Source organism: Blautia sp. AM29-29, from assembly GCF_003480555.1.
Lineage (GTDB): Bacteria > Bacillota > Clostridia > Lachnospirales > Lachnospiraceae > Fusicatenibacter > Fusicatenibacter saccharivorans.
This window is the reverse complement of sequence record NZ_QUJD01000012.1, coordinates 92,869-107,161: the sequence shown is the minus strand read 5'-3', so window position 1 is coordinate 107,161 and position 14,293 is coordinate 92,869. Positions and strand designations below refer to the sequence as shown.

Below are 14,293 nucleotides of genomic sequence, written 5' to 3'. Positions count from 1 at the left end.
GATCTGTCAATCCACTTTGACGGCATTCCATGATGAGACGGTATTGTTCTTCGACAGGTATTCTTTTGCTTTTCATGAGCACACCTCCATAACTTGAATAGAGTAAAATGCTCGCACCTATCATTTCTAGCAAGAAAAGATGAAGTAAAATGCTTGCATTCTCTATTGATTATTATGGGATATTTTTTAGGGCAACACAATCCGTCGAATTATTTTGCACTTACCTTTTTTGAGAGAGAAGGGTAATTTCTTTCTGATTAAAAAGGTTGTTACATTCATCTATAATAGCTTCAACTGTGCGTACCTGTGAAGGCGTGAGTCGGCGGAGCTTATCTGAAAGAATCAACAGATCCTTATCTATAATTTCACCAGTGAGTAAATAATCGGCACTTACTTCTAAAGCAGAGGAGATTTTTAGCAGATTTTCAGGCCTCATTGCTCGCTTCCCTGATTCAGCATAAGAAACAAACTGGGTAGTGACTTCCCCTTTTTCTGCAAGTGCTTCTTGAGTGAGTCCCAGCTTTTTTCGACGATCCATAATTCTTTTTCCGATTTCCTGTAAACATAATTCGCTATCCGACATTAGTATAAGACATCTCCTCTCGTATTGTTAAATTATATCCACAATAGATGATAAAAATAAGCGTCTACTGTTGACTAAAATCAACAATACGATATATAATCGGAGATAAATATTGAAAAATCTTGGATGCATAACAAGTAGAAAAAGTAGTGTATGGGAATACGAAAAAGCGAACAGCTATAATGAAAGAAAATGAATTCTCAGGAGGACTATGATTATGGAACAGATGGATTTTTCAATAGAGCTATCAGAAAGTGAGATAGAAAAATTTGCAGATTATCTATACCAGAAAGAAAATGCAAAAGCAACAATCAATAAATATATGGCAGATATAAAAAAGTTTTTATCTTTTTTGGCAGATGATAAGCGGATCAATAAAAAAGTATTGTTGCAATATAAAGAATGGCTTGCTCAAAAATATGCTGTCAATAGTGTTAATTCAATGCTTGCCGCCTTGAATCAGTTCCTGGAATTTTTGAATGTAGGAAAGCTGAAAGTGAAAAGAATAAAAGTGCAGAAGCAGCCTTTTTTACAGGATCAGAAAGAATTGACAGAAAAAGAATGCAGGAAATTGATTGCAACAGCTATGGCAGAAGGAAAAGAACAGCTTGCATTGTGTATTGAAACAATAGCATGTACAGGAATTCGGATTAGCGAAATAAAATTTTTTACAGTGGAGCGTGTAAAATCTGGAAAGATAGAGATTTATAATAAAGGAAAGTATAGAAGGATTTTTTTGCCGAAGGTATTGCAAAGGAAACTTCTTTCCTATTGCCATAATAACCAAATAGCAGAAGGTTGGATATTTGTCACGAAAAATGGGAAGTTAAAAGACAGAAGTAATATTTGGAGAGAAATGAAACGATTAAAAGAAAAGGCAGGAGTAGCAGAATCAAAAATATTCCCGCATAATTTTCGACATCTATTTGCAAGAATTTATTATAAAGTGACAAAAGATATTACAGGTCTTGCTGATTTACTTGGACATAGCAGTATCAATGTAACGAGAATATATACAGCAACTACAGAAACAGTGTTCCAAAAGAAGCTGGATAAGATTGTCGAACAGGAAATATTGGAATGTACAACATAATATCTGTTATGTTGTTTATGGACAGATTAAGTTTCGTACGATATAATGTTAAATAACACCCTGCTATCTGTTATGCTGTTCATATTACATAGTTCCTTTCTGATTTTTTGGTAGCTGTGCCCTATTTAAGTACCGCTCTTGGTAAATTGGCTATAATCTTTATTATTTTTATTGCTTAAAGTTATCTTTTAGAGGAAATGAATGACTTGCAGAAATAGGGTAGAACAGGTTAATAGAGGCACTGTACAACATAACAGATATTATGTTGTATTGATTTGGCAATGGATAAGGAGTAACGATGGGATATACTGTAAGAAAATTACTTGAATCAGAACAATTTCCAAAAATGAAGCTGCTTTGCGGTGAAAAAGGTCTAGATTTGGAAGTGAAAGGCATTCGAATAATCGAAATTGAAGATATGGAGCGATACCTGACGGGTGGTGAAATACTCATAACCAGTCTTCAGGTATATTTATCATGCAGTGATCGAGAAGTAGAGCAGCATTTTGAAGATTTAGTTAAAAGTGATATAAGTGGATTCATTGTAAAGAAAAAAAAAGAATATGATCCTACAGGACGCAGATTGAGTTTATTAGAAAAACACTGCAAAAAATATGAAATTCCTCTGGTAGAAATTCCAGGAGATTTATATTACTGGGGAATTATCCGTCATGTTATGATGCAGGTATTCGATAAAGACACTGCACGCTTAAAGTATTTTAAAATTACACATGATAATTTTAATACGTTTATTTTAAAAAATAATGGATCAAGCAATACAGCAAGTGATATTATCAAATTTTTAAGCATCATGATCGAGAATCCTGTTGTATTGTATTATGGTAATCTTAATTGTATGGTTTCAACAAACTTGGACAACTCCAAGTTAATATTGTCAGATGAAATTCAGCCATATAAACCCAATATTATTACGAAATTTCAATATATGAAGCAGATGAAAGGAAGCTGTGTTCAATATATAGTGAAATTTGCCATATTGAGTGAGGTGGATATATATATAACAATAACAGAAGAAAATAGAGAACTGATAGAACTTGATTATATGGCAATCGAGAATGCGATTATTAACTTGCAGTATGAATTTTTGAGTGAATTTGCACAGGATGAAGTGAAAAAGAAGTATCAGAGAGATATTATCCATAATATTCTGAATGGATTACTGAGTTCGAAAGAAATGACTGAAGCGGCAGCACAGCTCGGAATGAAAGAAAGCGATACTTACAGGGTTGTTGATTTTCATACCATCACAAAAAATGTACAAAGAAAATATACAAAAGAACAGCTTCACGAAGTAGGTGTTATCGAGGGTGAATTGATGCATCTTTTGCCGGATGCGCTTATTTACAGAAATATGGATCAGATTGTTATGATTCAACAGGTAGATTCCAATCAGACAGAACTGGAATATCAGAAAGAGATGGAAGAAATAGAGGAGGTTATCCAGCGAAGCATCCTTTATAGAAAGAAAGATACAGACTTTCAGATTGGTATAGGAAAAAGTGTGGAAGGGTATCAACGATTGAAAGAATCTTATTACGAAGCAAGTCAGGCTATCAAGTATATTGAGATTATCCGCCTGGTGACTGGTGATAAGAATAAGTCAGTAGTACATTATTCGAACCTCGGATTTTTCCAGATATTCGGCAAAGTTGATGATATGACGGAATTGGAAAGATGCATTCCGGAAACATTAAAGAAATTATATTTATATGATGATGAACATAAGGGAGAATTGATTACAACCTTGCAGATGTATCTTAGAAATAATCAAAGCATCAAGAAAACTGCAGGTGCAATGTTTGTTCATTATAGAACGATATCTTACAGACTTGAAAAAATAAAACAAATTTCTGGAATTAATTTTGACAATGCAAATGAAGTGCTGGCAGTCAGTAATGGTCTGATTATTTATAAAATGTTAAAAGAAATAGAATAGAAAAAGAAAGAGAAATCGTGTTGAGGCATGGTTTCTTTTTTTTTTGAACGAAGTTCATAAAAAGATATTAATGGAGAATATCGATACAATGGAACAGATTTTACAAAAAAACGGATAAATATTTTCATTGATTGTACATTATATTAACCGGTTTCAATCTGTATAATTGGGAAACTGATGAGAAAATATTTCAGGAAAAGAATCACTGCTACAGAGGATAGTATTTTTTTGATACAAACTAAGACCTTGCAGGGTTTAGATTAGAGGGATAACGATGCAACTAAAAAATTCAACAGATTACGCAATTAGAATTGTGTGTTACTTAGCAGCACAGGAACGGATGGTATCTACATCAGAATTATCACGGAAGCTAAATGTTTCTGCTAATTATGTTCCTAAAATAGCGAAAAAACTGAAAAATGCAAAAATAGTCACTGCCTGTGAAGGTACAAATGGTGGCTATATGCTGGCAAAACAACCGGAGAACATTTCTTTAATGGATATTATATCGTGCGTAGAGGAAACAATGGCAATTAATCGTTGTTTGGAAGAAGATCGATTTTGTTCCAGAAATTTAGAAGATACCTGCAAGATACATAAAATATTGTTGAGTTTGCAGAATACATACAATAATAAATTAGAGAGTGTAAAGGTTTCAGACGTTATTCGCCCTGGAGAAGATGAATATTTTGGACGATTTTATGTTGTATTAAAACTGAACTTAAAGGAAAAAAGCTACGAGTGTGTGTATTCACATATCCGTGAAGTGTACGAGAAAGTAAGAAAAACAGAAAGCTATGAAGAGTTCATAAGCCAATATGTAGAAAGATACGTGTATGCTTCTGACAAAAAAATGGTTCATGACTTCTTATCAAGTGAAGGATTAGAAGAAAGACTAGTTGATGGATGTGAGGAAAAAGATCTTCCGTATCGCAGAATTACTGGAAAAGATAAGAATGCATATGTTTGGATGGAAGCAAAAAAATATATAGATGCAAATGAGAATACTGCAATTATTACCTTACATAATGAGAAGATTGTCCAGAACACAGTTATAAAGATGGAACGGGAACTCATAAAAAAAGAACAAGATATGGCAAAGCAGTATTGGGATATGGTATCACTTTTAACTACTGTATTGAATCATAATCATTTAGTTGAAGTAGGGTACCAAGATGACATCAGTTTCTATACGAAACAGGTATATCTTCAATTGCAGAAAAAATATCCAGAATACGGGATTACGGATGAAGAAATTGCGTCAGTAGCTCATTTGGCACCGATTCATGATATTGGAAAGATAAAAGTACCAATTGAAATTTTAAATAAAAATGGAAAATTGACGGATGAAGAAATGAATGTAGTAAAGCAACATCCATTAGTAGGTGCAGCGATGACCCAGAGATTCCCAGAAGGGATAACAACGGAAAAGCTGAACCAGTATAGCTATGAAATATGCAGACATCACCATGAAAGATATGATGGTTCAGGATATCCGGACGGTTTGAAAGGGAATGCAATTCCAATGTGTGCACAGGTCGTTGGGATTGTGGATGCTTACGATGCATTGATCAATGATCGCCCATACAAAAGAAAATATGAACCGGAAGAGGCAATCCAGATGATTTCAAATGGTGAATGTGGAGCGTTTTCAAATCAGCTGATGCAATGCTTTCAGGAGGCAGCAAAGCAGCCAGAGTGGTTAAAAGTAACAAAAAGTCAAGCACGACAGAAGATTTGAGGCGATTTTGTGAACAAGAAATTGAGTGTTTTAAGACGAATTACAGCAGTTGTTCTGTGCGTTACATTATTATCTTCGCAAGTCGTAGTTGCGAATGCTGAAGATTCAGAAAGAATGAATGTGCAGACCAATAGTGAAATTACAGATATATCGGAACAGGATGGTTTCGACAGTGATACATCTGAAATATCTGATATCACGGAAAGTGATATTCCTGATTCTTTTGAAGGAGAATCAGAGCAAAATACAGATATTAGTACTGAAGTAACAGAGAAATTTGGTAATTCTGAAGATCAAGGATTTACAGATGGAGAAGAAACAATTATCGAGGATGAAAACACCTCAGATACTTTGGAAGAAGCAAATCCAGATTATGAAGATGGAAAAATATGTATCTACAATTACCAGCAACTTCTGCAAATCGGTACAGGAACACAGATGTTTTCCGGAGACAAAGATGGAAATGTTGGTGAAGGGGATAAGGTTCTTGCAGATGGTGCAGAACTTACCTATGCATCAGACGCTTCCTATTGTTTGATGAATGATATTCCAATAGATAATGAAAATGTCTGGAACTTCCCATCAGATTTTACAGGTAGCATCACTTCATCATCAGAGCGCACGGGCAACACAGTATATGATTCAGTGACTGATACGATTTATGTGTATAACCGATACCAGCTTGAATTGATGAAAGGGGAATCTTCAGACAGCGAACCTGTAATGAGCGAGGATTATATTGCTGAAAAAGTTGGAATGGGACAGGTTTTTACACTGGAAGATGGTACCTATCTTACTTATAGTAAAACACATAATTATGTGCTTGCTTCTTCATTTACAACAGAAACACCGGAGCTTCTTGCAAATAAGGCTGGGACAGAGGAGACAACTAAGGATATTACTAGCGCTTATCCATCTGATTATGAAGGAAGAAATTATTTCGGTCAGGTGGTAAAAAAGATCGGTGATAAAAATTATATTCTGATTGGAAATGAAACACAGCTCCGGGCAATCGGAACAGATGCGGATGTGACAGAACCAATCTGGCGAGTATATGAAACAAGAGAGAAAAATGAGGGAATACTGGGGGGATATACAGACTGGAAACCGGCAGCGGATACATCAGAATACAAAACGGAACTGTATTATCCGGGTGATGCGGATATTGTAAAGTTTAATGATACATATAATTGGTCCGGAAAGGAATTGTATGCTAATAAAAACGGTGCTCATAAGCTGAATGATACAGAATATTTGGATAATCAATCTTGGGATATAGCTGGTACAAAAGCTACACAGTGTTATGTGTATGTAAGTAGTACGATTCAGGAGTCAGCCGATATGACAGTAACTGCAACAGAAAGTACTGCCAGTGATTCCGAAGCGGCATCCGTTGAAGCAGATGAAACTGTAAATGACAGTGATTTGATTGATATGATTCCGTCAGATAGCGAGGAAGCAGCTGAGACAGGAAGTGATGATGCAGAAGCTTTTACAAGCAGTGGGGATGAAAGTGGTTTTACTGATGATATAGATTCGGAAAGTATAACAGTTGATGAGAATAAAACTTATGTACTTACTTATGATACGTCAAAACATAGCAATACCAATATTGCAGGATCTGGATATAAATACAGTAAGGATGCGAATTATATTATCTTTCGTGATATTGATCTTTCCAAAGAAGGGACAAATTCTAATGGGAAAGATGATAACTGGACTCCTATAAAGAACTTCCAGGGAAATATGGAAGGCCGCAAGGGAATGACAGAAGGTGCTAATGTCAAAATCAGTAACGTAAAGATTGTACAGGACACAGCAATTAATCAGAGTGCTTATTCAAATGGAAATAGCTCGGACACGGAATATGGTGTTGGATTTTTCAGAAGTTTATCGACCCCATATGACAGTTCATTACAGATTTCATCAAAACAGGTTGTCGTAAAAAATCTTACCTTATCAGGAGTTTCTGTATCAACGACAACGAATTCTATTAAAAAAGATTTTAGTTTGCTTGGTGTAGTGTTGACCGGAGTTTTAAAAATCCTGGGATTATCAAGTGGGTTGGAAAAGGATCCAAAATCTTTTTCAACAGGAGCTTTTGCCGGTGTTGTAAAAGGAAACGTACAAATATCAGACTGTCATGTAGAAGGATTATCAGGAGTGTCTAATGCAAACAGCTGGACAGGTGGTTTTGTCGGGTACATTTCAGGTATTACAAAATATGAAGCCCTTTCAGGAGTGCTTAAAGGAGTAACGGACGCACTTAGTACTTTATTAAACTTGATTCCAGTATTAGGTCTTGGGGATCTGATTACAACGCTTTTGAATGGAGGCGTTCTAAGTGTTGGAAACCTGATTCCAATTGGCTATGTGAATCCGGTGTTCAGCAATTGTTCAGTATCTGGCAATGATACGATATCTGGGCAGAATTATACAGGTGGATTTGCTGGTGAAACAATAGGTGCTGTAATGACTGGATGTTCAGTTAATGGTACTGAGAGTGTTAATGGTACAGATTACTCAGGAGGATTTATTGGTCGTGCTTCCAATGCAGTTGTTGCAGGTGCACTGGATCATCTGGGAATCCAAATAGCTGATTTCCCGGTCAATACAGTAATGCTTGGATGTAGCATTAATGGCAGTGCAAATGTATCTGCGACAGGAAGCTCTGGTAAGGAAAGTGGTTATGCAGGTGGATTTATAGGAGAAATGCGTAACAGTTATGCCGTGGACTGCAGTATTTCTTCTCTTGGTACAGTGTCCGGAAAAGATTATACCGGAGGATTTGCCGGCTTAGCAACCCTTGGTGCTGTTACATCTATTGATGAAAATAAAGGTCTTCTTGATCTTGTGAAAAAACTTCTTACAGGTTTGTTGAACGGTAATATTACGGATATGGATATTTTGAACCTGGTGGGACTTCGCCCTTCTGTTATAAGCGGATGTACCATTGACGGAAGTACGATATCCTTAGATGCCAGTGGCAAATATGCCGGCGGACTTGTAGGATATGCCGGAGCTGTTCAGGTTTCTAATACTTCAGAACTTGCAGATGGTTCAAAATCAACTACAAAAGCTTTGAATCGTATGCTTGCAAAAAACAGTATTTCTTACAGTTTTAATGAGCATTCTAATAGTATTACTGCATCAGAAAGCATGTCTGTTTCAGCAACAGAGAATGCTGGAGGAATCTTAGGTTACGCTAAAATGACCAGTGTCAGTGATGTCCTTGGCGGAACAGTTACAGCAGCAGACTACATGCGTTTTGAATGTAAAGATTGTTCCGTAAACGGAGGCTCTTTGGGACTTACAGTTACTGCGTCAAATCAGGAGAATGGTCGTGCCGGAGGTGCTATCGGTTATGGAACAGGTGGAGAAGTAAGGAAAACATCCGTCACAAATCTGAATTCTGTAACGGCTGGAAAGTGTGCAGGAGGATTTGCCGGATATTTCGGAAGTGGTACTCTTGCTAATGTTGGTGGTATTAAACTTCTTGGATTACCGCTTTTGAAAATTGACAGCCTTCTTTCTGTAGGGCAGATGATTGAGACGTTTACAGTTGACAGCACTGTTTCAGGTGTTTCGTCAGGATATAGTGTGTCTACTGGCAATGAGAAAGGTTATAGTGGTGGCTTTATTGGAGAATGCATTAGTGGACGAGCAAGGGACACTAAGATCAGCAACCTGAAAACTGTTACTGCATCTGCAACATCAGGAAAAGCCGGAGGCTTTGCAGGTTTTGCTAAAGCCGGAGATGCATTAAGTGCTGGAGATTCCACTACATCAAAACTGACAGGAATTGAATTAGAGAATCTGCTTGGAGTTGTCAGTGCCCTGAGACCGGAGTTCAATAATACTTCTATTGCCTATGTTTCGAATGGTTCTGACCCTCAGGTATCCGCTGATATGGCGGGCGGCTTTGTGGGAGACGGACAGGCAGTAGATATCAACTATGGAAACAACAATTCCGGATTCAAAGCAGACACGAATAGTGAGGATGGAACAACCGAAGGTGAGGCTGGTGCGATTGCAACAACAAATATTACCGGACTCTCTTATATAAAGGGAACCAGCTATGCCGGTGGTTTTGCAGGAAGGCTGATGCCTGGTGATGTGGCACAGACAGGTTCTATTAAGTTACTGGGCCTCTTAAATGTAAATCAGCTTCTCAGTGTTATGGATGTGGCTTATCCGAGAATTTCCGACTCTTCTATTGAGGGAGACAGCTTAGTTGTAACAGCATCCGGAAAAAATGATGATGTGGCTCTTGGAGATGCCGGGGGTTATATCGGTAATGGAAAAGCAGTCATGGTTAAGAATTCTGATGTGACCAATGTAAAAGAAGTCACAGCACCATATCATGCCGGTGGCTATATCGGAATTATGCGCTCCGGAAGTGCAGCGGAGGCAGGAGATGCCACAGGAGATCTTTTGAATAGTGTCCTTGGTAAGATCCTGAGTCTGAAAGAGCTGGCAAGTGTCCTTCAGGCGGCATCCAGCAAAATTACGAATTGCAAAGTTGCTGGTACCGCAGATGGTTTGACAGTTACGGCTGACAGCGGATTTGAAAACGCAGAAGGCTATGCAGGTGGCTTCGTTGGAGAGATGCAGAGCGGTCATGTAGATAATTCAGCAAATGCTGTTGATTCCGGAAAAGGAACGGCAGTAGAAAATCTTCTGAAAGTAGAAGGCCTTCGTTATGCCGGAGGGTTCGGAGGTCTTGTAAAAGCTGGAGCAGTTGCAGAGATTGGAGCTAAATCATCAATTCTTACAAAACTGGTTGATCTGACAGGATTACTATCCCTGGTCAATGCTTTTGTTCCGGTGATCAGTAATGCCAGTGTTAATTCTGTAGAAAAAGGGTTTACTGTTACCGTTACAGGTACTCTTGAAAAAGACAGCACCAACGATGCGGATACCGGAAGTGCCGGAGGCTTTATCGGATGCGGAACTGGTGTACAGATCAGCAATTCCGATGTAAATAAATTGCAGCATACAGGTGTCAGTGAGCCAAAGAATCTGCAGCAGGAAGATGGTAGCAGTTATTACGGAAGCGACAGTGCATATGCGGTAAATGGTTATCGTTATGCCGGCGGCTATATTGGGAAAGCTGCTATGGGAAGTACGGCGGCTATCGGAGGTGCAAGCGTTCTGGATAAGGTACTTTCTGCCTCAAATCTGTTATCAGCGTTGACCGTAGTTGCATCTATCATAGACAGCTCAGATGTTTACGGAGCAACAGGCGGATTTAATGTTCTTGCAACAGATGGAGATGGTGATACCGGAAAAGCCGGTGGATATGCAGGAGAACTTCTTGGAGTTCAGATTCAGAATAGTAATTCTTATAATTTTGCACATATCATAGGGCGTGAAAGTGCCGGTGGATATGTTGGAACCATGGAGCCGGGGAGTGCGGCAGATGTGGTAGATGGATTAAGTGCTCTTGGAGGACTGATCAAGGCAGATAATCTTCTTGGCGTTTTACAGGCATTTGTTCCTGTGATCAAAAACAGTGAAACAACCTGTGTACCTTGTGGAGGTGCTGTGAGGGCTCAGGCTGAAAGTGATGACAGCATTTACCGTGGACTTGCAGGAGGATATGCAGGTTACAACTATGGCGGTCAGATCTGGGGAAACAATACGGATAACTGGAAAGGCGCTGCATATACAGGAACCGTAAGAGAATGTGCGGCCTATCGTATCCGTTCCGTATATGGAACGGAATATGCCGGAGGTTATACAGGACTGATGCGGTGTGCGAATGTTGCAGATACAGGAAGTCTGAAGGTTTTATTTGGTCTTGTCAAACTAGATAATCCGCTGACGCTTCTTCAGGCGGTGTATCCGACAGAAAAGAATACAGCTGTTTATGGACCGCTTCGTGGACTGGATACGGATACCTGGAACAAATGGGTTGGTGCTGTCGGTTCTTATGGAAGTTACGGTAATAAATTACAGGCACTTGGTGAAGTCAATGATCAAGAACAGTTAAATGAGATCATTTCTCAGTATGCATATGGATACGCAGTCACAGCAGGAAGGAGCATTCTGGCAAGTAAAGCAACACAGGGCGGTTCTGCCGGAGGCTATGTAGGCCGTATGGAAGGCGGTACCGTGACAAATGGAACTGCAACAGATCTTCAGTCAGTGGAAGCCTTCAGAAGCAGCGGTGGATTTGCGGGTGAGATGCTTACCGGTTCTGTGGCAAACACAGGTGACGTTTCACTGGCAGGTCTTAAGATTATCGGTGCAGACGGTCTGGCGGCATTAAAAACCTTTGTGCCGGTTGTAAAACAGTCCCATGTGGACGGATATCGTTCCGGAGCAAGGATCAAAGCAACCGGTATTGCAGACAAAGACCTGGCAGGATTTGTCGGAGGCTATGTGGGAAGAATGATCGGCGGTCAGATCTGGGGAGATGAAAATACCTCTTGCAGTATCACAAATTTAAGGCGTGTAGATGGAACTTCCTATGTAGGCGGTTTTGCTGGAAAAGTAGATCCAGGTAGTGTGGCAGCTATTGATACAGCTACAAAGCAGGGACTTTTGAATAAGCTTCTGGATGTTCTTATGGTAAATGCTCCGGCAGAACTGATTAAGGTTCTGAATGCTACTGTTTCTACCATCCGCTGTGCATCTGTGTCAGCCTGGGATGACTGGGGCGTGATCGTAAACGGAACCTATCAAAATGGAAGCAATACCGGGTACGCAAAAGCAGCAGGAGGATTTGCAGGAAGTCTCTGCGGAGCGGTCCTCGGCGAGAAGGATACGCCGGGAAGCGGAATCTGTGCAGACAAGATTCGTTCCGTAGTAGCCGGTGAATATGCCGGTGGATGCTTCGGTATTGCGGATGTTTCCGGTGCCGCAAACATTAGTGCAGGTAATGAGACCTCGGTATTACAGTATCTTTTAAAACTTGGAAAAACCGATGTGTTGGATGCGTTCCGAAGTTATGTATATTACGGAAATGTCACAGGAAGTCCAGATGCAGGGCTTGGCGTCAGTGCTAACACAGCGACAAAATCAGGCCAAAATAATGAAGTAACATATAGCGGAACGGCTGGAGGATTTGGCGGTTCCCTGTTAAATGGCTCTGTCAAAAACAGCAGCGTAATGGGATTAAATTATGTAACTGGACTAAACAGCGTCGGCGGTTTTGTAGGATACTCCGGAAAAAGCGGAGTTGTAAAAATGGAGAAGCTGGATGTGCTGGGAGATAATGCAGGACAGCTCCTGGGCGGTGCCCTCGGCGTTCTGGATATTTTCGGTTCCCACATTGATGACAGCAGTGTGACAGGCATACCTGGAGGTTATACCGTTCAGAGTAAAGGCGGAGATGAGCAGATTGCGGGAGGATTTATCGGCTACGCAAATCTTGCCAGAATGTCAGGCTGTAATGCAGGAGATGCTCAAAATCAGGAAAACAGCCTGAAACTGGTAGAATCCGGTGGAACAGCTGGTGGCTTCGCAGGAAGAACAAGCTTTGCCTATCTAGCGGATGTAAAACTGGATTCCACAGTGGTGGATGCGTTGCTCGTAGTTCTGAATCAGCTTGTACAGGCGTTATATCTGGATAAGATCCAGGATTCCAACCTTTTGCATATCAATCTTGGAATTGTGAAGGTTGATGCACTGTATGAGGGAAATCTTCTCCATGTGAATCTGCTGGGACTGGACATTTCTGTCGGGCTGTCTAAAAAGTCGACAGAAAATAATCAGCAGACAGATCTTGCAATCATCAAGATCGGAGATTCATCCATCAAGCTTCCTTGTGATAAAGATGGAATCATAACAAAAGATAATGATGTAAAGTCTAATATCAGTATCAATCTGATCAAGGCAAACAGGACAAAGATCACGGACAGCAGTGTGTATGGAATTAGTACAGGATATGATGTCTATGCAGGCGGAGCAGGAAATGATGCGGATGGTTCTGCAAATGATGGACGAAGCGGAGGTTTTGTTGGATACAACGATGAAGGACTGCTGAAGAATAACAATATGTATTACTGCGATGTGGTCCGTGGAACATCTAAGCTGGTGGGACCATTCAGCGGAAAAAGTGATCTGGACTCTGCATATGACTTTAATACAAAAGCAGGTGTAGAAGGCGAGAATAACAATTATCGTATCTACCGAAAACCGGCGATTAGTTTTGATGAGATCAAAAAGAATTCTAAACTTCTGACAGATACGTTCAGTCAGGAAAATGGATGGAGTATCTTCTCGATAAAACATGTCGTGCAGGTAGATGAGTATAACACCTTGCAGAATGCAGTTATGGCAACAAAAGATTCTTCTGAAACAGCAGATCTGAATGCATATATATCAGATGCAAAAGCTGTTCTGATGTCAGATGCCAAAACGACAGTCAATACAGGTGACAGCACATCACCGGAACCGTCTGATACGCAGGATCCATGTGATGAGAATGTAAACCTGACGATAAACAAAGTCTGGAAAGATTTCCGAAATATGGACAATCTCAGACCAGACTCTATTACGGTCACAATTTCCAGAAGCTGGACGGATGCGGAAGGAACAAAACAAACAGAAGTTGTGCCGGGATATGAAAACTATGAAATAAAAGGTGATATTTCAAAATCTACATGGCAGAAAGTGATTGAAACTCTTCCAGCCTACATAAAAGATGATGCTGACAAAACGCATTATTATGAATATTCTGTTACGGAAACGGAAATAAACGGATATACAACTACAATAAAAAGCTCTGATGATGGATTTACCTTCACGATTATCAACCGACATTTTGCACTTCTTCCGGACACTGGCGGAAAAGGCATCATGATGTTCATCGTAGCAGGTGGTTTGTTGTTAGCGTTCCTGCTTTATACCGGACGCAGAAGGAAACGGAAACAAACGATGTAGGAAAGGAGGAGCAGAGTCATGAGAGAG

5 protein-coding genes are annotated in these 14,293 nt (G+C 39.7%); 4 read left to right on the top strand and 1 reads right to left on the bottom strand.

Annotation, left to right across the window (positions count from 1 at the left end; all coding sequences use genetic code 11):
• Positions 1 to 220: 220 nt before the first annotated feature.
• Positions 221 to 583 carry a helix-turn-helix domain-containing protein gene (locus DW769_RS10360; RefSeq protein WP_117805382.1) on the bottom strand — a complete coding sequence of 121 codons (363 nt, stop codon included), beginning with the start codon at positions 581 to 583 and terminating at the stop codon, positions 221 to 223.
• Positions 584 to 800: 217 nt separating this feature from the next.
• Here DW769_RS10360 and DW769_RS10355 point away from each other — a divergent pair, with 217 nt between their 5' ends.
• The 4 genes from DW769_RS10355 (at position 801) to DW769_RS10340 (ending at position 14,266) form a co-directional block, all read left to right on the top strand.
• Positions 801 to 1,676 (top strand): tyrosine-type recombinase/integrase, encoded by an 876-nt coding sequence (locus DW769_RS10355; RefSeq protein WP_242998507.1) that lies wholly within the window; start codon positions 801 to 803, stop codon positions 1,674 to 1,676.
• Between the two features lie 298 nt (positions 1,677 to 1,974).
• On the top strand, positions 1,975 to 3,633 hold the full coding sequence (locus tag DW769_RS10350; RefSeq protein WP_117814234.1) for a PucR family transcriptional regulator: 1,659 nt from the start codon (positions 1,975 to 1,977) through the stop codon (positions 3,631 to 3,633).
• 274 nt (positions 3,634 to 3,907) lie between these two features.
• Positions 3,908 to 5,374 carry an Rrf2 family transcriptional regulator gene (locus DW769_RS10345; protein ID WP_118750349.1) on the top strand — a complete coding sequence of 489 codons (1,467 nt, stop codon included), beginning with the start codon at positions 3,908 to 3,910 and terminating at the stop codon, positions 5,372 to 5,374.
• A 9-nt stretch (positions 5,375 to 5,383) separates the two neighbouring features.
• The gene (locus tag DW769_RS10340; protein WP_118750348.1) at positions 5,384 to 14,266 is read left to right on the top strand and encodes a Cna B-type domain-containing protein; all 8,883 of its coding nucleotides are present in this window, start codon (positions 5,384 to 5,386) and stop codon (positions 14,264 to 14,266) included.
• The last annotated feature ends 27 nt before the right edge of the window (positions 14,267 to 14,293 follow it).

Bases quoted from the DNA above. Each gene is read 5' to 3' on its own strand.
- DW769_RS10360 (WP_117805382.1), bottom strand. From the start codon at position 583: ATGTCGGATAGCGAATTATGTTTACAGGAAATCGGAAAAAGAATTATG.
- DW769_RS10355 (WP_242998507.1), top strand. From the start codon at position 801: ATGGAACAGATGGATTTTTCAATAGAGCTATCAGAAAGTGAGATAGAA.
- DW769_RS10350 (WP_117814234.1), top strand. From the start codon at position 1,975: ATGGGATATACTGTAAGAAAATTACTTGAATCAGAACAATTTCCAAAA.
- DW769_RS10345 (WP_118750349.1), top strand. From the start codon at position 3,908: ATGCAACTAAAAAATTCAACAGATTACGCAATTAGAATTGTGTGTTAC.